Annotated in this window: 30 protein-coding genes; 24 read left to right on the plus strand and 6 right to left on the minus strand. The window is 67.2% G+C overall.

The genetic code is table 11. From position 1 onward, the window contains the following. Positions 1-51 precede the first annotated feature (51 nt). Both IDT60_RS21575 and IDT60_RS21580 read left to right on the plus strand, forming a co-directional pair. Positions 52-1,065: a hypothetical protein gene (locus IDT60_RS21575; protein ID WP_223884079.1), complete on the plus strand. Its 1,014-nt coding sequence runs from the start codon at positions 52-54 to the stop codon at positions 1,063-1,065. Between the two features lie 115 nt (positions 1,066-1,180). Further along, positions 1,181-1,924, plus strand: a complete 744-nt coding sequence (locus IDT60_RS21580) for an HNH endonuclease family protein (protein WP_370590764.1) — start codon at positions 1,181-1,183, stop codon at positions 1,922-1,924. Between the two features lie 21 nt (positions 1,925-1,945). Here IDT60_RS21580 and IDT60_RS21585 read toward each other — a convergent pair whose 3' ends face one another. After that, a complete protein-coding gene (locus IDT60_RS21585; protein ID WP_191082561.1) occupies positions 1,946-2,494 on the minus strand; it encodes a PH domain-containing protein in 549 nt (182 codons plus the stop codon). A 115-nt stretch (positions 2,495-2,609) separates the two neighbouring features. Between IDT60_RS21585 and IDT60_RS21590 the strand changes: the two genes are divergently transcribed. From IDT60_RS21590 to IDT60_RS21615, 6 genes are all read left to right on the plus strand, one after another. Beyond that, a complete protein-coding gene (locus IDT60_RS21590) occupies positions 2,610-4,154 on the plus strand; it encodes a TM0106 family RecB-like putative nuclease (protein WP_191082562.1) in 1,545 nt (514 codons plus the stop codon). Between the two features lie 100 nt (positions 4,155-4,254). After that, complete coding sequence (locus IDT60_RS21595) at positions 4,255-5,082, plus strand: TM2 domain-containing protein (RefSeq protein WP_223884027.1); 828 nt, start codon at positions 4,255-4,257, stop codon at positions 5,080-5,082. Positions 5,083-5,113: 31 nt separating this feature from the next. Further along, positions 5,114-5,386 (plus strand): hypothetical protein, encoded by a 273-nt coding sequence (locus IDT60_RS21600; RefSeq protein ID WP_191082049.1) that lies wholly within the window; start codon positions 5,114-5,116, stop codon positions 5,384-5,386. Beyond that, complete coding sequence (locus IDT60_RS21605; RefSeq protein ID WP_191082050.1) at positions 5,383-5,709, plus strand: hypothetical protein; 327 nt, start codon at positions 5,383-5,385, stop codon at positions 5,707-5,709. The genes IDT60_RS21600 and IDT60_RS21605 overlap by 4 nt, the downstream gene beginning before the upstream one ends. After that, positions 5,706-5,915 (plus strand): hypothetical protein, encoded by a 210-nt coding sequence (locus IDT60_RS21610; protein WP_191082051.1) that lies wholly within the window; start codon positions 5,706-5,708, stop codon positions 5,913-5,915. Before IDT60_RS21605 ends, IDT60_RS21610 begins: the two co-directional genes overlap by 4 nt. Positions 5,916-6,180: 265 nt before the next feature. Further along, complete coding sequence (locus tag IDT60_RS21615) at positions 6,181-6,996, plus strand: hypothetical protein (protein WP_191082052.1); 816 nt, start codon at positions 6,181-6,183, stop codon at positions 6,994-6,996. An 11-nt stretch (positions 6,997-7,007) separates the two neighbouring features. Here IDT60_RS21615 and IDT60_RS21620 read toward each other — a convergent pair whose 3' ends face one another. The 3 genes from IDT60_RS21620 to IDT60_RS21630 are packed head-to-tail and all read right to left on the minus strand — an operon-like array spanning position 7,008 to position 7,875. Next, positions 7,008-7,394: a hypothetical protein gene (locus IDT60_RS21620; protein WP_191082053.1), complete on the minus strand. Its 387-nt coding sequence runs from the start codon at positions 7,392-7,394 to the stop codon at positions 7,008-7,010. After that, a complete protein-coding gene (locus IDT60_RS21625; protein WP_191082054.1) occupies positions 7,391-7,684 on the minus strand; it encodes a hypothetical protein in 294 nt (97 codons plus the stop codon). Before IDT60_RS21625 ends, IDT60_RS21620 begins: the two co-directional genes overlap by 4 nt. After that, a complete protein-coding gene (locus tag IDT60_RS21630; RefSeq protein WP_191082055.1) occupies positions 7,681-7,875 on the minus strand; it encodes a hypothetical protein in 195 nt (64 codons plus the stop codon). The genes IDT60_RS21625 and IDT60_RS21630 overlap by 4 nt, the downstream gene beginning before the upstream one ends. A 165-nt stretch (positions 7,876-8,040) precedes the next feature. Between IDT60_RS21630 and IDT60_RS21635 the strand changes: the two genes are divergently transcribed. The 11 genes from IDT60_RS21635 to IDT60_RS21685 all read left to right on the plus strand — a co-directional run bounded on the left by IDT60_RS21635 (position 8,041) and on the right by IDT60_RS21685 (position 17,089). Then, positions 8,041-8,667: a hypothetical protein gene (locus tag IDT60_RS21635; protein WP_191082056.1), complete on the plus strand. Its 627-nt coding sequence runs from the start codon at positions 8,041-8,043 to the stop codon at positions 8,665-8,667. Positions 8,668-8,739: 72 nt separating this feature from the next. Continuing rightward, complete coding sequence (locus IDT60_RS21640; RefSeq protein WP_191082057.1) at positions 8,740-9,468, plus strand: PspA/IM30 family protein; 729 nt, start codon at positions 8,740-8,742, stop codon at positions 9,466-9,468. A gap of 81 nt (positions 9,469-9,549) precedes the next feature. Beyond that, positions 9,550-10,443, plus strand: coding sequence for a hypothetical protein (locus IDT60_RS21645; protein WP_191082058.1), 894 nt, complete (start codon positions 9,550-9,552; stop codon positions 10,441-10,443). Positions 10,444-10,454: 11 nt separating this feature from the next. Next, positions 10,455-11,897: a hypothetical protein gene (locus IDT60_RS21650; RefSeq protein WP_191082059.1), complete on the plus strand. Its 1,443-nt coding sequence runs from the start codon at positions 10,455-10,457 to the stop codon at positions 11,895-11,897. Continuing rightward, positions 11,894-12,871 carry an endonuclease/exonuclease/phosphatase family protein gene (locus IDT60_RS21655; RefSeq protein WP_191082060.1) on the plus strand — a complete coding sequence of 326 codons (978 nt, stop codon included), beginning with the start codon at positions 11,894-11,896 and terminating at the stop codon, positions 12,869-12,871. The genes IDT60_RS21650 and IDT60_RS21655 overlap by 4 nt, the downstream gene beginning before the upstream one ends. Before the next feature lie 51 nt (positions 12,872-12,922). Beyond that, on the plus strand, positions 12,923-13,609 hold the full coding sequence (locus IDT60_RS21660) for a hypothetical protein (RefSeq protein WP_191082061.1): 687 nt from the start codon (positions 12,923-12,925) through the stop codon (positions 13,607-13,609). Positions 13,610-13,624: 15 nt separating this feature from the next. Beyond that, entirely contained in the window at positions 13,625-14,311 is a 687-nt protein-coding gene (locus tag IDT60_RS21665; RefSeq protein ID WP_191082062.1) for a hypothetical protein, read from the plus strand. 100 nt (positions 14,312-14,411) lie between these two features. After that, complete coding sequence (locus tag IDT60_RS21670) at positions 14,412-15,041, plus strand: exonuclease domain-containing protein (protein ID WP_191082063.1); 630 nt, start codon at positions 14,412-14,414, stop codon at positions 15,039-15,041. Further along, a complete protein-coding gene (locus tag IDT60_RS21675; RefSeq protein ID WP_191082064.1) occupies positions 15,038-15,367 on the plus strand; it encodes a nucleoside triphosphate pyrophosphohydrolase in 330 nt (109 codons plus the stop codon). The genes IDT60_RS21670 and IDT60_RS21675 overlap by 4 nt, the downstream gene beginning before the upstream one ends. Before the next feature lie 41 nt (positions 15,368-15,408). After that, positions 15,409-16,041 (plus strand): hypothetical protein, encoded by a 633-nt coding sequence (locus IDT60_RS21680; protein WP_191082065.1) that lies wholly within the window; start codon positions 15,409-15,411, stop codon positions 16,039-16,041. Then, positions 16,034-17,089, plus strand: coding sequence for a hypothetical protein (locus IDT60_RS21685; protein WP_191082066.1), 1,056 nt, complete (start codon positions 16,034-16,036; stop codon positions 17,087-17,089). The genes IDT60_RS21680 and IDT60_RS21685 overlap by 8 nt, the downstream gene beginning before the upstream one ends. A 9-nt stretch (positions 17,090-17,098) precedes the next feature. Here the strand turns inward: IDT60_RS21685 and IDT60_RS21690 are convergent, their stop codons facing one another. Next, positions 17,099-17,560, minus strand: a complete 462-nt coding sequence (locus IDT60_RS21690) for a hypothetical protein (RefSeq protein ID WP_191082067.1) — start codon at positions 17,558-17,560, stop codon at positions 17,099-17,101. 96 nt (positions 17,561-17,656) lie between these two features. On the opposite strand from IDT60_RS21690, the gene IDT60_RS21695 reads away from it, so the two are divergent. Genes IDT60_RS21695 through IDT60_RS21715 form a run of 5 tightly spaced genes read left to right on the plus strand, consistent with a single transcriptional unit; the run spans position 17,657 to position 19,867 of the window. Continuing rightward, positions 17,657-17,950 (plus strand): hypothetical protein, encoded by a 294-nt coding sequence (locus tag IDT60_RS21695; RefSeq protein WP_191082068.1) that lies wholly within the window; start codon positions 17,657-17,659, stop codon positions 17,948-17,950. After that, positions 17,947-18,261 (plus strand): hypothetical protein, encoded by a 315-nt coding sequence (locus IDT60_RS21700; RefSeq protein WP_191082069.1) that lies wholly within the window; start codon positions 17,947-17,949, stop codon positions 18,259-18,261. The genes IDT60_RS21695 and IDT60_RS21700 overlap by 4 nt, the downstream gene beginning before the upstream one ends. 11 nt (positions 18,262-18,272) lie before the next feature. Further along, entirely contained in the window at positions 18,273-18,644 is a 372-nt protein-coding gene (locus IDT60_RS21705) for a DUF3846 domain-containing protein (RefSeq protein WP_191082070.1), read from the plus strand. 10 nt (positions 18,645-18,654) lie between these two features. Further along, a complete protein-coding gene (locus tag IDT60_RS21710; RefSeq protein WP_191082071.1) occupies positions 18,655-19,230 on the plus strand; it encodes a hypothetical protein in 576 nt (191 codons plus the stop codon). A gap of 43 nt (positions 19,231-19,273) precedes the next feature. After that, positions 19,274-19,867, plus strand: coding sequence for a GNAT family N-acetyltransferase (locus IDT60_RS21715; RefSeq protein WP_191082072.1), 594 nt, complete (start codon positions 19,274-19,276; stop codon positions 19,865-19,867). On the opposite strand, the gene IDT60_RS21720 is transcribed toward IDT60_RS21715, so the two are convergent. Then, positions 19,852-20,310 carry a hypothetical protein gene (locus IDT60_RS21720; protein WP_191082073.1) on the minus strand — a complete coding sequence of 153 codons (459 nt, stop codon included), beginning with the start codon at positions 20,308-20,310 and terminating at the stop codon, positions 19,852-19,854. The two genes, IDT60_RS21715 and IDT60_RS21720, sit on opposite strands and share 16 nt — an antisense overlap. Between the last annotated feature and the right edge of the window lie 9 nt (positions 20,311-20,319).

The following is a 20,319-nucleotide window of genomic DNA, read 5'->3' on the forward strand; positions in this document are numbered from 1 at the left end:
TTGGTCGGGCCAGCAGGCACGGAACTGCCGGTCGCCGCACACATCAGAACCATGACCAAGAATTCAGAGAACCGAAACCGCGTCCAGCCAGGAGTCCCCTCCGGAGGACAGTTCGCTGCCGAAAGGCACGGCGAGCCGGACGGCGTCACGCTGACCGCACCGTCCCCGCTCGATTCCCTCGCCGTCGGCGTCGCCGGCTCCCTGGTGAGGTCCCGCTCCAACACTGAGATCGGCAGCTGGCAGCGCCACATGGATAAGGGCATCAACCGCGACCGCCCAACGCCGCCGATGCCCGACGTGCTGGTGGAGTTGGACCGCCGCGCCCAGGGCTTCGAGACTCTGCCCCGCGAGGAGCAGGAAGCCGTCCTCGACCAGCTGAACATGCAGGGCGTCAAGCATCTGCTCGAACCGGGCCAGCGGCTCGGCAACGACAAGGTCCGGGTCGCCGACGGCGTCGAGACAGAGGCTGCGAACGCTGGCCTCGCGCTGGCCGCACAGAAGATCGTCGCCGACGCAGACCTCCCCGGAAACGTCACCATGATCAGTGCCGACAACGACTTCACGGTGTTCACCGTCGAGGCTTCCGGCGTCAACCACACCCTGCGGGTCGGCCCGCTCTCCTTCAACCTCGCAACCGGCACCAACACCGGTGACCGCTACACCGACGAGTGGATGCAGCGAGCCACCCTGAACCCTGGCCGGAACATGGTGTTCCAGCCCCAGACGTCTGAGAACCTTCGCCGGAGTTTCGATACGCACCGGACGGAGGCTGCGCTGGCGGCCGCGGCCGCGGCCTCATCCTTCAAGGAGGCTGGCTCATCGCTCGGGGCACTGGAGCCGGGCGTCCGCACAGCGGTACTCCGGACCGAGGGCGAGGAGTTCGTCGTCAACGTCTCCGGGGACCGGCCGACGCTGGAAACCCGGGACGGCGAACTGCTGCACCCTTCCATGGTGGACGGCTTCCTGAACCACATGGCAGGCCGGACAGGCCACAAGGACGGCGAGACGTTCGCCTCCGAGCTGCGGGAAGTGTTCCGGGACGCAGAGCGCCGCCTTATCCGCTGACCGAACGTTCCGGGCACCGCCGGGTCCGTCCTTCGGGATGGACCCGGCAGTGTCTTCCCCGTGCCTGCCAGCAGTCCCGGGTAGCGTGAATAATCCCGCCGTACACATGAGGACCATGAAGATCACCAGCTTTGCCGCCAAGACCCTGCCCGCCGTTACTGCCCTGCTGCTGGCAGGCTCCCTGACCGGCTGCGACGTAGCCGCCCAGGCCGGTGCCAAGGCGATCGACGTCGTCCAGTCAGCCGCCGCCTCCGCGGCCCCTGTAGCCCCCGCACCCGCCGCGCCGGCGGACCCCGGAGCGGCCGACGACGCCACCATCATGCTGGACAGCCTCCCGGTGAAGGGCCGCGCCCCGAAGACCGGCTACAGCCGTGACGAATTCGGCCAGGCCTGGGCTGACGTTGACCGCAACGGCTGCGACACCCGCAATGACATCCTCGCCCGCGACCTGGAGGGTGAGACCTTCAAGCCCGGCACCAACAACTGCGTCGTCGCCACCGGCACGCTGGCCGACAAGTACACCGGCACCACCATCAAGTTCGTCCGCGGCCAGGACACCAGCTCCGCGGTCCAGATCGACCACATCATCGCCCTGAGCGATGCCTGGCAGAAAGGCGCCCAGCAGCTCAGCCCGGAGCAGCGCAAGCAGCTCGCCAACGACCCGCTGAACCTGATGGCCGCCGACGGCCCCACCAACGGCGCCAAGGGCGACAAGGACGCCGCCACGTGGCTGCCGCCGAACAAGGCGTTCCGCTGCGAGTACGTCTCCAAGCAGGTCTCCGTGAAGGCCAAGTACCAGCTCTGGGTCACCCAGGCCGAGCACGACGCCATCGCCGGCATCCTCGCTGGCTGCAAGTAGCCCCCTCGGGGCTGACCGGCCTTATCCGGTGACCGGCACCCGCTCCACCGCAACCCCGTCGGGTCCGTCCTCCTCGAGGATGGACCCGGCGTCGTCTTCCGGGACATGCAGGCCGTATATGTGCTCGACCATCGTATAGAGCCGGTCCTGCCGTGCCAACGCCAGCTGCGTCCTGGCATCCACCCGCGCCAGTTCGTGACGCAGGGCCGTGACGATGGACTTCCCGATGGCCGCATCGATCCCCGAAACCACAGCATGGTGGGCACCAACATGCAGCGTGATGGTTCCGCTGCCGAAGAATGACCTCCAGCCCACCAGCGTCAGCCGGGCGTAGGGGAACTCATCGCAGATCCGCCTGAAGACACCCTCGACGATAAACAGCACGCGGCGGTCCGTCAGCACAATGACGCCGATCTTGCCCAGGTACCGGGCGCCGGCGATCCGGCGGACCCGCTCCCCGTGGCCGAGGTGGCCTTCCAGCCTCCGCAGCTCCCGCCCGCAGCCCCAGGCGGAGGTTCCCGCCCGCCGGACCGCTGCAGCGATGTCGGTACGGAATGGTTGTCTGGGCATGTCGTGTCCTTCGGCGGGTGGGTGGATCCGCCAGCCAACATGCGCAGATTCCCGGTCAACGGGCCGGTCTGCCTACGCATGTGCAGGGGAACGCATCCGAGCACAAGGGGCCGCATTGTTCTTCCTTCCCACCGCCGACGGCTCCTCCGCCGATCTGGTCATCTCCGCCGGGGACATCGTCGCCGCCTCCGACTGCGAGTACGGGGCAATGCGCGCCCTGGACGCCCTCGCCGGCAGGATCGACCCGCCCACCGCGACCACCGACGAGATGACCACCCTGGTCACCGCCCTCGGCCACCAGCACGAACAGGAAGTCCTCGAATCCCTCCGGCACCGCGGTGTGTACGAGGTCCCGGTCACCGGCAGGACCACCCGAGGAACCCTGACCGCCCGGCACGACGAAACCATCTCGGCCCTGGCCGGCGGCCACGGCGTCATCTACCAGGGCTCCTTCTTCGACGGGACCTTCCACGGCCGCGCCGACTTCCTGCTGCGTGAGCCCGACGGAACCTGGAGCGTGAACGACACCAAGCTCTCCCGCACCCCGAAAGAGTCCGCCCTACTCCAGCTGGCCGCCTACGCCGACCAGCTCGCTGCCGCCGGCGTGCCTGTCCACCCCGTCGCCCGGCTCATCCTGGGCACCGGCGAGGTCAGCACCCACGAGCTGGCGGAGATCCTGCCGCGCTACCGGGGCGCACGCTCCCGGCTGGAAGCCATCGCCGACGAACACCTGGACGAGGACGAGCCCGCCGCCTGGGGTGACCGGCGCTGGTCCGTGTGCCTGAAGTGCGACGCCTGCAAGGAAGGCATCGAGGACAATGATGACCTGATGCTGGTCCGCCGGATGAACCCCGCCCGCAGGGCCCGGCTGATCGCCTCCGGGATCACCACCATGCACGGCTTCGCCGAGTCCACCCTGGCCAAGGCCGACAACTTCCTGCGCGACCTGCACGAGCAGGCCCGGATGCAGACCGGTCTGGCGCCCATCGACGGGGAGGTGGCCGGCACCTCGTACAGGATCATGGACGGGCACACCCTGGGCTCGATCCCGGCCCCGTCGCCGGGGGACATCTTCTTCGACTTCGAGGGCGACCCGCTTTACCGCGACCCGGCCGGTAAGGACTGGGGCCTGGAATACCTCTTCGGACTCATCGAGCACGCACCCGGTGGGAAAGGGATCGTCTTCACCGGCTACACCGCGCACGACCGGGACCAGGAACGCCAGGCGCTGATCGACTTCGTCACCCATGTGAACGACCGCCGGCGGACCCACCCGGACCTGCACGTCTACCACTACGCCAACTACGAGGTCACCGCCCTGCGGAAGCTGGCCGCCCGGCACCAGGTCATGATCGCCGAGGTCGAGGAGCTTGTGGAGGCCGGGGTCCTGTTCGACCTGTACGTGACGGTAAAAACCTCGCTGCGGCTCTCGGCCCGTTCCCTGAGCATCAAGAAGCTGGAGCCCCTCTACATGCCGGCGTCCCGGACCGGAACCGCGACGGCGGTCGATTCGATCACCCAGTACAGCCGGTACCGGACGGCCGTGGCCGCCGGGGACGATGAGGAGGCCGCGGCAGTGTTCGAGGACATCCGTGCCTACAACGAGTACGACTGCCTCTCCACCCTGAAGCTGCGGGACTGGCTCCTCAGCCTGCGCTGACCCGCACCGCGGCACCGCCGGTGGTGAGAGGGGGAGCGGGCTCCGCACACATGCGCTCCATGGACTACCCTGCCCAGCCCTTCAGCACCCACGGCCTCCTGTGACGGCCGACAGCATTACCCGCACCGGCAAGACCGTGACGGACGTCCTCGGCGCGCCCGAGCCTGCCCCGGACCTCTTCTTCATCCCCACGGTGAACCGGAACCAGCGGGACATCCCGTTCTGGCTCTTCGAGAACCGGGACGTCACCGTCGCGGAGCAGTACGGCATCACGTTCGAACGCGAGCTGCCGCCCCTGCGGTCCCTGCGCACCGCCTGGCTGCTGGCCCTGTTCCTGGGCTTCACCGGCGCTGACCGGTTCTATCTCCGCAAACCGTTCACGGGGGCGTTGAAGCTGCTCACCCTGGGCGGCGCCGGGATCTGGTGGATCGCCGACCTGTTCCGGCTGACGGGCCCGCGGGCGTCCGACGGCGCCAGGGCACCGCTGACCGGGAGCCTGCGGCTGCGCAGCACCCTCCGGCTGCTGTCCTCCGTCCTCCTGGCCGCGATCATCGGGCTCGCCACCGGTGTGGCCCTGCCGCCGGTGACCGCCGCAGCCACCAGCGCCTACTCCCTGGTACGGGATCGGCTGAACCCACCCCCGCCGGCACCCGTCCCCGAATGGGTCACCGTCGGCGAGATCAAGACCGCCGAACCGGTCCCGGTCACGACCACCACGGGCGAGCTGCGGCTCACCTACTCCTTCACCGGACCCGCCATCGTCTTCCTGCAGCCCGAGACCGGCCCAGCCGTCACAGCCATGTCGCTGTCGAAAGGCGGCTCCGGGACCGGCGGTGTCACCGTCCCGGCCGGCACCTACACCGTCACGGTCAGCGCCACCGGCACCGGCTGGACGCTGAAGGCCGAGGAATTCCGGCTCCCCGGGTAGAACTGCGCCCGCCGCCGCACACATACCGTCCATGAAGAAACGCGAAGACCTGGACCTCACGACCATTGTCGACCAGGCGTTCAACTCCTGGCTGGAAGCCAACTCTCTGCCCGGTCTGATGGCCAAGCTGCCCCCGGCCAAGCTGGAGGCCATGAAGCGGAACATGATCGGCCCGATCTACCACGCGATCCCGCATATCATCGCCGCCCTGGAGGAGAACCCGGCGGAGACCGTGGAGGATGAGCACGAGCAGATCCTCGCCTCGTTCAAGGTCCCCGACAACCTGGATGGCCTGCTGCCGTGACCCGACGAATCCTCTCCGAGGCCACAGCCGAGTCGGAGGACAACTACACGATCACGGTCCGGGGCCTCTCCGAAGACTCCGCCCTCGGGGCGCCCCGGCTGGCTAACCGCGGCGCCGTGGACATCGCAGTCACCGGCCCGGACGGCACGTACCTGAAGTTCCGGCTCAACGGCGACGAGGCAGCCCACATCGTGGCACCCATCGCCGTCGGTGCCGTGGAGCATGAATCCGAAGGTGACGTCGCCCGCCGCTACCTCCGTGAGATGGGTCCGTTCAGCCCGGAGCACCAGGCTGACCTGGAGCGCAGGGCGGCCCTGGATTGAGCTCCGCTCAGGAGGACCTGCTTGCGCCTCTGGTCACCGGACTGCGGCGCTCATCGCTCATCGGGACGCTGATCAACGTGGGAATGGCCCTGGCCACCGGCAGCGAGACATCGGTGATGTTCGCCTGTATCTGGCTCGGCGCCGCTATCCTGGCCTCCCAGTGGCGGCACCGGATGTCCGACCGGCAGGGCCTCGCCGCCGCGTGATCGGCCGCCACCGCGGTGTCTACGCATGACCATTGCCGTACGGCGCCCCAGCCACTGCGGGCAAAGAAAAAGCCGGACCTGACGCGACTGGCCTCTCGTCAGGTCCGGCTTCTTGTCCACCCACTGAACAAAAACACGCACCAGTAGAAGTGTAACCCACAACCACTGGTACGTCTCCTGTGTCGATAGCCGGTAATGTGCTGCCAAATCCGCGCCCGTAAATGTCCTCGGCTCTACTCTTGACCCAAAGCGGCGAGAGGAAGCCATGTCAGAGCAGGTCATGAGCCAGGTCAAGCCGGTTCAACTTCGGTACAGAATGCAGACGGACGGCGGTCTTTCGGCCGAAGAGGCAGAGTTGTACCTGCTTGCTGCCGTAGACGAGGTCAGCCTGGCATGCCTTTTGGTCCAGGTCGCCAACGCTCACTACGACAATCCCCTTGACGACGCGCCTCAGACTCCTGAGGACTTTGCGCGCTACCGGCGCTTTATCCGAGTCATATCAATCTCCTATCGGAATCCGTGGGAGATCGTCTTTGAAGTCCTAGGTACTGCAGGAGCGGTAGCTGCTGCCATCACTGCCATGTACACCCTGCGCAGCACGCGACGAAAAACCGAAGCGGAGACGGAAAAGCTGCTGGCCGAGACTAAGAGGACTGAAGCTGAAACCCGCAAGCTGGAGATGGACTTGGCGACCGCCGAAGACCTCCGCAAGAAACGGGCGGATTACGAGCAGACCAAGCATGAGATAGACCTTGCCAGCACAATCATCTCAAAGGAGCGGCAGGACCGACCGATACGCGAACTTCTTGCCGAGGTCGTCTTGGACGGAAAGGACGAATTCCGTATCGGATATATCGACACGGGCCTGTCATTTCTCAGGGAAACGCTTGCACTTTCCCTGGACGAAGTCATGGACAAGGCCAAAGGGCCTGATGCCATCATAAACACCGATGAACAACGGGCACTCGCTCGATATATCGCCAACAACACCCGATTAATCGCATCAATCAGGCGTCTCGATGACATCGAGAGGTCCGCCACGGCCCTCGATGGGGATGGCCAGGAACCGTCAAGCGCATAAGCTGGCTCCAGCTATCGCGTGGCTGCTCCACGCCCCGGGGCCGGCAGCGGCGTGCGGGTGAAGTCGTCCGGGTCCACCCTCATCAGCGCCTCGGCGTCGAACGGGGCGACCCCGTACAGCCGGTCATTGGCGAACAGCACCATGACCTTCTCCGAGTAGACGACGGTGAGCTGGAACCAGGTCATTGCCGCCCCGCCGACACCCTTGAACGGGCCGGAGGTGGAACCGAACCACCGCGGCACCGAGTGGACACAGTTCAGGTCATCCAAGTCGAAACCGGACAGACGGCCGTTGGCCTCCATCTCCAGGCAGGCGTCGGAGACCCGCTGCGCAACGGGCGGCGTCACCAGGTCATCGATCAGGACGGTCACCAGGTTGGGTCGTTGTCCGGGCTTCATGCGGCTTCTCTCGTAAAAATAGTGGCGTCCCGGGCCTCGATGGCTGCGGGATCGTAGGGTGCTGCCCCGACCAGGCGGGCGCTGGCGCGCCGGTCCTCGGCGATCAGCAGCATGGCAGCGGGGGAGTGGAGGACCGTGGCGGTCCCGGCCTTGGTCGGCCAGGTGACGAACCCGGTGAATGCCGCGGGGTCACAGGACCCAAGGCCCCGGGCGTCCAGCGCGGCGGTGGCGCTGGCCTGCATGGACGGGGTCAGCAGCATGTCGATGACGGCCCGGGCCAGGGTGGTCATGCAAGCGCCAGCTGGGACTTGTTGACCGCGATCGGTTCGTCCAGCGGGAACGTGGAGCCGACGATCTGGGTGACGAGCAGGTGCGCGGAATTGGTGGCCGGTTCAGCCTCGACCAGTGCGCCGATGGTCAGTCCTTCCTGCTGGTCGTAGTGGTCGGCTTCGACAACGGTGTAGGTGCGGCTCTGGGCCATTGGTGCTCCTTCGGTAGCGGGTACACCTCATGTGTGCGGCCCGGCACCCACGACTCCCCGCCGGGCCCTCCGGTTGCCCCTTCGGGTTCAACACGTTGCAGGTAGGCTGCAGCGGACGAGCAAGAACAAGACAACGCCCGCAAGCTCAAGGAACACGACAGCCCCATGCCTCACCAGGTGCAACCCACCCATCCCCTCAGTTACTGGCTTTCACCGGAACTGGCGAAGGTCAGCCCGCCCAACGCGCCGTCACGGCTCCGGGAGCTGGCTGACACGCAGGGCACCCTCGCCGCAGCGTGGAGCAGCGCAATCGGCGCAGGTCCCGTCGCTGCCCTCACGGGTTTCTTCATTGCGGCGTTGACGGGAAGTGCCGCCTGGGCGGTAGTCATGCTCCTGGTGGGCGCAGCCCTGACCTGGGTCGGCTTGGTGATGTGGCGGCGCGTCCGCCGCACCCTGCCCGGCACAAACCGCGTTCTCATCAGCCGCGGACCTGGCAGTGCACGGGGCGGCATCGTCATGGTCGCCGGCCTGGCTGTCTTTGTGGGGGCCGCCATGGCCACAGCGCTCCCTACAGCCGCGGCCAACGGCACCCTTGCCGCAGTAGTCGGCTCCTACCTGCTCATTATTGCCCTCCTGGTCGCCTGGATCGTGGTCCCGTCTACAGTGCAGGGTCGTGCCCGTGAATCATTCCGCCGACGGGTCAATACGGACGCCGGCCTGCGGAACGCCGTGGAGCGGGACCTTGCAACGTGGCGTGCCCCTTACGGCAACTCGTCCTACGGCCCGCTCTGAGGCTTCCGGTGCTGGCTGCCTCCGGTGCCGCACACATAGGATGCGGAAATCATCACCGACAGAAAGACCCCCGTGAAGCAGAGTATTTTCGCCCGCGTGGCCCAGCTCGCCAAGGCCAACATCAACGCCCTCCTGGATCAGGCGGAAGACCCGCAGAAGATGCTGGACCAGATGGTCCGGGACTACTCGGCCAACATCCGTGAAGCCGAGGCCGCCGTCGCGCAGACCATCGGCAACGTTCGCATGGCCGAGGAGGACTACCGGCGGGCCGTCAACGACGCCAGCTCCTGGGGCAACAAGGCCATCGCTGCCTCCCGCAAGGCAGATGAGTTCCGCTCCGCCGGGAACAGCGTGGACGCCGACAAGTTTGATGCCCTCGCCAGGCTCGCTCTGCAGCGGCAGATGACCGCCGAATCCACCGCCAAGGGTCAGGAGCCCGGCCTGGCGGCGCAGAACGAGGTCGTCGACAAGCTCAAGGGCGGGCTCGACCAGATGAAGGGCAAGCTGCATGAGCTGACCGCCAAACGCAATGAGCTGGTGGCCCGGTCCCGGACGGCCGCCGCGCAGTCCCAGGTCCATGATGCGCTCAAAGCACTGGACGCCGGGGACCCCACCTCTGCGATCGGCCGGTACGAGGAGAACATCCGCCGCCAGGAAGCCACGGTCCGCGGGCAGCAGGAACTCGCCGCCTCGTCCCTGGACGCCCAGTTCGCCTCTCTCGAAGACCTCGGAGAGCAGACCGAAATCGAGGCACGGCTGGCCGCCCTGAAGTCCATGGACCGAAAAGCCATCGACTACTAGGACGCTCCTCCTCAGAGGCCCTGGACCCCGCAGGTCCGGGGCCTCTGGCGTTTCTGACACCCGGCCGCACACAACCCAGGCATGACCGACGTATCCCTCCGCCCCCGCAAGTCCGCCGGCGTTCCCGGCGGCGGTGAATTCACCGCCTACGCCCACCAGGACCCGACCGTCTCCCTGGGCCGGCACACCGCCCCCACCTCGAACCTGACAGTTCCCGAGTCGCTGCGCATGGCGCATTTCCAGGACCCTGATCTGCAGTACAACCTCGAGTGGGCAGTGAAAGGCAGCTTCGAATCCGGCGGCCTGGCCGACTACCACGCCGAGAACTTTAGCGACCACCTCCGCAACCTGCATTACGAGGAGTCCGCGAACTACTACTCCAAGGCATGCCAGGCCTACGCCGACGGCGGCGACTGGGAGGCCGTCATCGCCGAGGCCGCGGCGGCCGACACCGCCCTGCACCCCGGCGGGAAGCTCGCCGAGGGCTACACCCCTCCCGTCGCCGAACACCTCCCCGGCTACCTGGACAGCACCATGGAGATCGGTTCCAAGTACGACGGCTTCCGGGACGGCGCCCAGATTGCCAAGGACATCCGCAAGGACCTCGCCGAGGCCCAGAAAGCCAACTACCTCCCGGCCTCGGTGGCCTTCTCGGTGAAGACCGACAAGTTCTCCGGCGGCCAGGCCATCCGCGTCGTCGTCCAGAACGTCACCGACGCCGACCGGACCATGGGCTCCACCGATCTGGACCGGCACGGCGACATCGACACGCTGCCCGAATTCAAAGAACTCGGCAAGCGCGTCGAAGCGATCACAAATGCCTACAACCGGCAGGACGTAAACATGGGCCGGGACTACTCCAACGTCTCCTACTACAGCTCCGTCGACATCGAAACCGACCGCGGGCGCCAGTTCCGCGAAGCCGAAGCAGCCCAGCGCAAAGCCAACGCCGCAGCCCGCGCAGCAAAGAAGTAAGGACCAGCCCCATGACCACGATCAGCCGCCCCCGTGTCGACGCCGGTGTCCCCGCCGGAGGGGAGTTCAAGGCTTACGGCCACTCCGACGCCGTGCTGTCACTGCCCGCCCCGGCACCCTCCGACGCCATCCACGGCGAAGGGACCCTCTACCCGGAGGACGTGTTCGCGCATGCCGCAGCCTACAGCGGGCCCGGCGTGGTGCCGGCCGTGGAGCGCCAGTACGCGATGACCACGACCGAGACCGGCCGTCAGCTGCTCCTGCAGAAGCTGGACGCCTACTACAACCGCGAATCGGAGTACGCCGGATCCCGCCCGTCTAACGACCTCACCCCGCAGCGCTGCGACCAGCTCGCCGAGCTCGGCTACACCGACATCCGGCAGGTCAGTGGTGGGAAGGTGAAGAACCTCTACGGCATCAACTCCATCACGGAGAACGGGATCACCCCGGACCGGCTGGAGATCATCGGCCGCTTCAAGCGGCACGAGAGCCAGTGGTCGGCGTGGGAGAAGGAGGCCTACCTGACCGCCCCCGTCGAGGACCTCGATGCCCTGACGAGCACGGATCTTCCGACGCCGAAGGATGAGTACCTGGCCACCATGGCGCTCCTGGGCACTGAGAAGTACACCAGGGCACGGGACGCCATGGCCGTCGGGATCAAGTTCCGCGGCCTGATCGAGGCAGACCACCACTCCCCGGAACTGCTGCACGGGCTCTACCAGGCACTGCCGACCACGAAGAGCAACGCCTGGAACATCGTGCAGCTGGCCGACAAGGGCATTACGCCCGACCACCTGAAGAAGTACGGCACCAAAGCCTGCGAGACGTTCTCCGGCAAGGACCTGGACGCTTCCGGCCTAAAGCCCGCGGTCATCAAGGGCCTGGTAGCTTCCGGTGTCCGGGGCGATCTGGCCTACTACCGACAGCTCCACACCGCCGGCTACACCAAGGGCAGCGACCTGAAAGACGCCAGCCGCGCCCTGGAAACCACCGACGTCACCACCCTCACCCGCGCCCGCCGGCACGCCAGCGGCGAGCAGATGGCACTCTTCAAAGGCGCCACGAAGAAGAAGATCACCCTCGATGACGCCCGCGCCATCGGCCGGCTGGCCAAGGCCGGAATCGACGAACCGGACCAGCTCCGGACGTGGACGACATCCATCCACGCCGAAGCCAACCGGTACATCGACCGGGACCAGAGCCTCCTGGCCATCCACGCCGACTTCATCGAAGCCGGCGTCACCCCGGAGCGGCTCGGCGAAATCACCCGGGCCGGCATTCCCGTCACCGAAGCGGCAGCGCACGCCAAGACCCAGGACCTCTGGGCTGCGGGCAAGACCTTCCGCGATGAGTACGCCGCCACCGAGCAGCGCCGGTTCGAGCAGCGCTGGATCAGGGAACCGAAGCCCTGGGCGTTCACCGAGGCGACCTACCGTGACGGAGCCGGCCAGTGACCGACCTGCTCTCCCGTATCCCCGCCGAGCACCTGCTGCGGCTGACCACCCTGAACCTCAACCACGACCCGGCAGAGATCGAACGCCGCACCGGAATGGCCTGCGACGAACTCAGTGTCCTGGCCTCGGAAATCCTCTGCCTGCAGGAGGTGAGCTTCGAGCATGACGGCTCCGCGCAGCTGGCAGCCGTCACCGCCGAAACCGGGCTGGCCGTCGTGGCCGCGACCGCCCAGGCCCGGTCCAAGCACGGCATCCTGACAGGCAACGCCGTGCTCTCGTCCCTGCCGGTGCTGGAGGCCGGCAGGATCGAATTCGGCACCCCGCAGGCGCCCCTGCAGGTGGCCGAGTACGCCGTGCTGCAGGCCCGGACCGGGCAGAGCCTCATCATCGTCTCCGCGCACCTGTGCTGGGGCGGGGACAGGGAAGGTGTGCGCCTGGCCCAGATGACCGCCATCGACGGCCGCGTCCGGGACCTGGTGGAGCGGTACCGTGACCGGCATCCGGTAGCCATCCTGGCCGGTGACTTCAACACCGAACCGGACAGCGACACCCACCGTTTCCTCACCGGCCGCGGCGCCGGGACCAACGGCGGCTACACCTATTGGACCGACACGTTCACAGTCGCGGGTGACCCGGATGACGCTGTCACCGTGGCCGCCGGCAACCACTGGGCCCAGGTGACCGCCCGCGGGGTGGGCATCGACTTTCCCGAGATGCTCCCGGACCGGCGCATCGACTTCGTCTACACCTACGGCTGGGCTTACGGGCGCACCGGCAGCCCGGTCGCGGTCAGGCGCTGCTTCACGGACACGACCAGGTACGGGTTCCCCGCCTCGGACCATTACGGGCTGACCGCGGATCTGTGGACCCCGCCGGTTCCCGGTGCCAACATCACTATCGAGGCCGGCCACGAGACGGCACCGACCGGGCAGCTCGCCGTCATCACCCCCGACCAGGACCCTGTCCTCGTCTAAGGCATCCGGCGGCCGGGGAGGGCAACCCCGGCCGCCACACACATGAGGCACATGACTGCCTCCGTTGCGCACCCCTACCGCCCCTACATCGACGTCGTCCGTATCAGCACCGGAGGCGTGATGAACACCGTCGAAACTGTGCGGCGGCTCGACACCGGGCTCGATCAGGCTTCCGTCGACGAACTGACCACCCTGGGACGCAGCATCCTCCTCTCCGTGTACGGACTCTTGAACCGCCTGATCCCGCTGGGACTGGCCGCTCTGCTGATCTCCGTCGTCGGCTGGGGCCGCTTCTGGTCACCTGCCGCCGCGGGAGCAGGAGCCGCAGCCCTGCTCGTCGGGGTCCTCGCTGAAGCGAAGCTCCGGAAGGCCGCGAAGCGCATCAACCAGCTGTTCGGATCGCTTCACGCCTCCGGCGCCCTGCTGGCTCCCTGGGAGAACACCGTCACAGAAGACATCGACCGCATCGACAAGGTCTTGCAGGCCCTGCACGCCCGCGGCGACTTCTCCCTGGACGACCGGGCCCGGGAGGCCGTCGTCAAGGCCGCATCCCAGCACGATCGGGAACCGCGGCCGAAGCATTCCCGGATTGCCGCCTCCGACGCCACAGACGAGGCCACCACGGCCATCCGGGCCCTCGTGAAAGAGCAGACCGCGTTGAGCGCAGCCGATGTCGCCGCCGCCGAGCTGGCCATCACAGCGTTTGAAGCCGCCGCCGCAGAAGCACTCAGGAAGTAAGGAAGACTGGCACCCGTGAAAAAGAACGCCGCACCATCCCGCAGCACTGCCAGGCCTTACCGGGTGTTCCTGGACGCGCTCGAGATCAAGGGGCCCTCCTGGAACCCCGTGGTGGCCCCCGTCCGCGTGGTCGACGTCGGCCTCACTGACCAGCGCGTCGAGGAACTGTGCGGGGGAGACGACGGGGAACGGCTGCTGCGCGCGAGCCGGCTCCTTCCGTTCCGGCACCCGTTGGAGCTGGCCGCCACCCTGCTGGTGGCCCTGGTGATGATCCTGACCGCCCCTGTTCTTCCGTGGTTGGCGATGCTCGCAATCGTCCTGCTGATGCTTGTGGTCCTGGCCCAGCTGCTGCTGTGCCGGTACATCGGCGCCCGCGCCCAAGCCGTGAACCGCGCCCACACCAACTCGCTCATTGACGGGACCCTGGCGGTCGTCTCAGCGAATGACGTCTCCGGGATGGACCTGCGCCGCATTGACCGCGCCCTGTCCACCCTGCAGGCAACAGAAGGCACCGAACACAACGCCGCAGCCCTCGCCGCGGTGAGGGCCGTCCTGGAACGGGATCACGGGGACGCCGTGGAGCCCGGACCGGAACCGGAAGACCTGGTGAAGTCCCTGTTCGACTCGATCGTCACCGCCCTGACGGTCAAGACGCCGGCGCAGCTGATCGCCGAACTGGAGGACCGCGCCGCCAGGCGATGACACCTTTTCAAAACGCCGCACACATACGCATCAACGGCCCCCCGGAGTGACCACCCACCCTCCCGGGGGCCGCACCCAATTCTTCGTCAGGAGCAATCCCATGACCGATACGGCACTCCCGTCCGCCGCCCTTGCCGGCCTGGACTTCGTCGCCATCGACTTTGAAACCGCCAACCCCAAGCGCGCGTCCGTCTGCCAGATCGGCATCGCGATGGTCCGCAGCGGCGTCGTCACCAAGCAGGCCACCTCCTACGTCCTGCCGCCGCCCGGGCACGAACACTTCGCCGACCGGAACATCGCCATCCACGGCATCACCCGCCGGACCCTCAACAACGCCGCCCCGGACAAGATCACTGACTGGCCGAACACCCTGGAGCGGATCATCAAGTTCTCCAAGGGCCTTCCGCTGGTCGGCCACAACGTCTCGGTGGAGCGGTCGATCATTGTCCAGGCCTCCGAAGCACACGGCATCGAGTACCCCGAATTCGAGTACCTGTGCTCCCAGAAACTTGCCAAACACCATCTTCCGGATGCCCCGTCCTACCGGCTAAACAACCTGGTCGAGGCACTGGAGCTGGCCACCTTCACCCACCACGACGCCGGGGAGGACGCCGTCGCCTGCGCCAACCTGGTCATCCACCTGGCCACGACCAGCGGCATCGCGGACCTGACCGAGCTCTGGCCTGCCCCCAAGCCGGCCCGACCCTTCTACCGCCGGAGCGCCGCATGACCGACGTCGTCTATAACAAGCTCGTCCGCGACAAGATCCCGTCGATCATCGAGGCCAACGGCGACATTCCCATCACCCGCACCCTCAAGCAGGACGAATTCCGTTCCGCACTGCTGGCCAAGCTAGGCGAGGAGGCCGAGGAACTGCGGAGCGCCGCGCCCGATGCCCGGATCGACGAACTCGCCGATCTGCAGGAAGTCCTGGACGCCCTGGGTCGGTCCTACGGGCACTCCCGCGCCGAAGTGGACTTCGTGGCCAGCATCAAGCGCCATAAGAAGGGCGCCTTCAAGGACCAGGTCTTCCTCGAATCCACCAGCCCGCAGTAACGGCGGTCAGGGCGGTGGCCTTTGCCGTACACATGGGTGCCATGCCCCTAGCCTCTGAAGACACCGTAGACATCAAGATCGCCACCCCGCTGCCCTCCAGCGTGCTCATGACCCTGTCCTCCCTCGTGGATGCCGCCTACCCGGGCTCCGTGTGGGTCGGCAACGAGGACCGGTTCACGAACCAGGTCATCTTCCGGGTCAACAACGCCACGCGGCGGGATGTCAGCACCGAGGACGCCGCGGCCCTCCGCGTCGAACCGGGCGACGAAGACGTGGACGTCCTTGCCCTCGGCCCGGACGGCTTCGTCTCAGTGCTGACCCCTCTCGAGGTCGCCGCGAACCTGCTGCCGGCCATCAAGGCAGAGTTCGAGAAATTCCCGGATGCCGAGAACTACCTCGAAATGCCGATCCATGACCCGTCCGACGGGAACCGTTACCTCCTGACCTTCTGCCGGTCCAAACAGCAGACTCCGCACGAGCTGCGGATGAAGGCCGAGAAGGATCTGGCTGACGCGAGGGGACGGATCCACCGCGAGTACGCCGCGGCTGCCTGGGGCGTCCGCACCGCTCCACGTCCCGAGAACGCCCCGGACACCTTCACCGCAGGCGTCAACGCCGTCCTCGATGTCCTGCGCGGCCTCAGCCGCCCTGTTGTGGGAGATGACAATGACTGACCCGCACGCCCAGGAGGACCTTTACGCCCTCATCACCGCACCCGAACCCCAGCCAGCGAGGCACCGCGCCGCCAAGTCGTGGCCGGCGCGGGCAGCACTTGCCGCCATCTTCCTGCCCCTGGCCGCGCTGGTCTTCGGCAGCTTCATGTACGCGAAGGGCAGTCTGAGCCTTCCTGTCCTCCAGACCGGGGCCACCACCCCGACACCACCGGTCTGGACGGTTGCACCAGCATCGACAGCGCCCGCCGCCCCGGCAGTACCTGCGCCTGCGCCAACAGCGCCGCCGGCAGAACCGGCGCCTGCCGCAGCACCCTCAACCCCGACAGCTCCGGCAACGCCGACAGCGACCACCACCCGGTCCGCCACCGGCCGGCCCACCCCGGGACGGGAAGTACAGGGCGGCCCGCTCGGCAAGCCTGCACCGATCACCGTCGGCAGCAACTCCTACGCCTTCACGAACCTCCGCGCCGACGGCACTCCCGTGACGTATGACCCGTGCCGCCCCATTCACTACGTCACCCGCGCCGCCAACGCTCCGGCCGGCGGGGACCAGCTCATCAAGGAGGCCGTCACCGCGGTGTCCCGCGCGACCGGGCTGGTCTTTGTCGACGACGGCGCCACCACCGAGGCTCCTGCGGCCAAGCGCGTGTCCTACCAGCCGGACCGCTACGGGGACCGCTGGGCACCGCTCCTGATCGCCTGGGAAACCCATGTCGAAGAGCCCCGCTTCACCGACCCCGAGTACGGCACCACCGTCCTGGGCTTGGGCGGCAGCGAAGCAATCAGCGTCGGCGACATTCCTTTCACCTACGTCAGTGGCCAGCTGGAGCTCAACGGCCCGGCCCTCACCCGCATGATTGCTCGCGACGGCGCCGCAGCCGCACGCGGGGTCATTGAGCACGAGCTCGCCCATGTCGTCGGCCTGGGCCACGTCAACGATCCCACCCAGCTGATGAACGAATCCGCCACCGCCGTCACCACCTACGCAGCCGGAGACCTCTCCGGGCTGGCACTGCTCGGCCAGGGCCAGTGCACGCCGGGCCTCTGAGGAGCGGGGCTAATCGAGCAGCTTTTTGCTGTTCAGGAAGTCTTCCAACTCTCTGACAGCGGCCCGGGCGATCTGCAGGACGTCATACTCGTTTCCTTTGGACTGGACATGGTAGTTGTGCGCGACGGTGCCCTCTCCGACGTGCACGGTCACACCGGCCCGGGCGATCGACGTTGACGTGTCACCCGTCCGAGTTCTCGTGAGCGCGAGATGCTTGGATCCGTTGGCGAGATCGGCACACAGCTGGAGCATGGGACTCCCGTCGATCAGGTCGTCCACGTCGGATTTGGTGACGCCGCTCTCCGGATCGTTGCCCAGCCAGTCCTTGAGATGGTGTGCCGCCTGGAAGAACAAGCAGACAGCGTCCAGCGCCTCCTCGCTGCCTCCGTCACGCCCGGCGTAGACAGTCTCCACCTCCTGGAGGCCCTTCTTGACGCGCCTCCACTGCGACTTCCATCCTTGGCCGAGCATGGTCCCATGTTCGCAGACGACCCTTTTCGAAGCCATCCTGAAGGCCGGGGTGCCGGCCGGGGGAGCGGGAATGGTGCCGCCGCACACATGTAAGGCATGACGAACCCGACAATCACTGTCCGCCCCGGAGGCACCACCATCATCGCCGGACACCCGGACGGTTTCCCCGTCGACGGCGACGCCCTGCACGGCAGCTCCCTCGCCGACCGTGCCCGGAAACTGATCGGCACCGACCCGGTGCTGCTCGACGCCGCGGTCACCTGGCTGGGCGGCCCGCTGGATCCCAACGATCCGCCCCTGACCCCGGTCCACGTCACCCGGCTGGTGGACCGTCTCTACACCGGCGGAGCAGCCCGCTTCGTCACCGACCAGGCCCTGGTCGCCGCATGAAAACCCTCGCCAAGTTCCGCCGCTACCAGCAGGCCATTGCCGCCGACGGCGTCGCGCCCATCACCTTCAAGGAGTGGTACCTCGGCCTGGTCGCCGGCAGGATTGTCACCGCGACCGCCAAGATGGCCCTGAACCGCGGCGACCACGCCTCCCTGAACCACACCCTGCTGGCCACCTGGGCCGGAAACCAGAGCAGCGGCGGCCACCTGATCGGCGCCCTCAAACCGTGGGAGCTGAGCCGGGCCATCCGGGAGAACCGGGTCCGCCTCATCGTCGACGAACCCGCCCCGACCACCACTCCGGCCCGCTGAAAGGCACCGCCATGCAGATAGCACTCATACCCGCCGACCCGTCGCTGGACATCACCTTCCACGACGTCGAGAGGGGCCAGGGATACCTCGGGGCCCTCCAGGAGCTGGTCTCCGGTGACATTCAGGCGGTGACCCTGCAGCGGTACGCGATGACCATGTACCTCAACGAAAACGGCAAGCTCGAAGGTCTTCCGGCCAACCACCGCGCCACCGTGCTGGCCCACTGGGCCGAAGCCGTCCGGTCCGATGACATCATCGCCGGCGACGTCGTCCTGACCGGCCCGATCGACAGTGCCGGGGAAGACACCCCGATCGTGGACAACCACAAGTGGTGGCTGCTCCGCTTCGACGACGAGCAGACCGAATCCTCCGCCACCTCCTGAAAGACCGCCCGTGACACGTCACCACCGCAACATCCACCCATCCCACACGGCAGTCGTTGCCCGGCTGGAAGAGAAATACGCCCACCTCGGCGTCCGCTTCTACCAGGGCTTCGCCGGGTCCGTCCCCGTCCAGGCCTACGGCCGGATCGGGCGCCGGTTCTTCTACTTCCGCTTCCGCGGCGACTGCGCCTCGCTGACCATCGGGTCCCCTGACCGGCGCGGCGACGCCGCCCGGTACAAGGCCCAGCGCGTGAAAGCACTGCGGACCCTGCGCCGCAAGGACGATTCCGGGTTCTTTGGGCTCTACGGCGCCCTTCGGGATCTCCGCCGGGGCACCGGGCAGGAGTGGTACCCGTCGATTCCGGTCCGCTACGCCGTCATCAATGACGTCACCGGGGAGCGGTACGCAGGATGTCTGGAACAGGATGAGGCCGAAGCGCTGTTCGTCCGGCTGATGGAGGACCTCGGCCCGGCCCGGAAGCAGACCAGGGTCGGCCGCCACTACCGCCTCATCGCCAGAGGTCAGCGGTCTTGGCCAATGAACTCCAGCGGCGTCATCCAGAAGCCCTCCAAACGTCGGCCCTGACCGGTACTCTGCGCAGACAGGCGCAGAGACCCAGGGGGAGCCGATGGACGTCACAACACAGGCGGTGCTGTACGCAGGACCGCCCACACTGGCCGAGGCGATTGACGCGGCAGCGCTGCTGAACACCGCCCTCGGGGACGGGTTCACCGCCGACGTGCTGCGGACCATGCGCTCCGAAGACTCCATCCTGGTCCGCGCCGAATCCGACGGCGTCCTCCTGGGCGCGGCGACGGCTCACATCCTGGACGACGCCGCCAAGGCCCGGCTCGCTGCCCGGCTGCGGACCGCGAACTACCCCGAGACGGACCTTGCCGGGCTCCGGGTCGGTGAGCTGAAGGCCTCCGCTGTCGCACCCGGCGCAAGGCGGCGCGGCATCGGCACAGCGCTGGTCGAGGCCCGGATGGACTTCCTGCGCGGTGCCGGCTGCAGCATCGTCACCGTCGCCTCCTGGATCTCCACCGACCCGCGCAGCTCATCGCTGGGACTGTTGGCACGGCACGGGTTCGAGCCGATCGTGCGGATCCGGGGCTACTGGTCCAAAGGCTCCTTCACCGAATACCCCTGCCCGGACTGCGGTCTGGCGTGCCTGTGCTCGGCAATGATCATGGTCAAGGACCTGCGTCAGCAGCAGGGCTGAGGCCACGGCACGTAGCTGGCCCGGCCGGTGATGGCGACCTGGGACTCGGGGAGCCAGCCGCTCCACGCTCCGCTTGCGGGGACGTGAACGAGGCCCAGCCGGCGCAGCATCTCCTGGGCAATGTCGTCATCCGTGTCCTGCGCGGACACCGCCCAGGACCGGTCGAAACGCTGGGCGAGCACGTCGACAAAGACCCCGTCCACCGTGCCCTGGACGATAGTGCTGTGGATGTCTGTGACCTCGGCTCGGGAAACGGTGAGCGACCACCGCATCGACTCACCGTAGAACTCGTCAGGAATCCGGTGTATCCAGTCCGGACCAGGTGAATCTTCGGCGCTCAGCAACAGCGTCAGGCTTTCAGCCTCCAGGTCGGTCAGCTCATAGCTGCGCTCAGACCACGTGCCATAGACACCTGTCAGCTCATGGCCGTCAAGATCCCACATCCGGCGTCC

Source organism: Pseudarthrobacter sp. BIM B-2242 (assembly GCF_014764445.1).
GTDB classification, from domain to species: domain Bacteria; phylum Actinomycetota; class Actinomycetes; order Actinomycetales; family Micrococcaceae; genus Arthrobacter; species Arthrobacter luteus_A.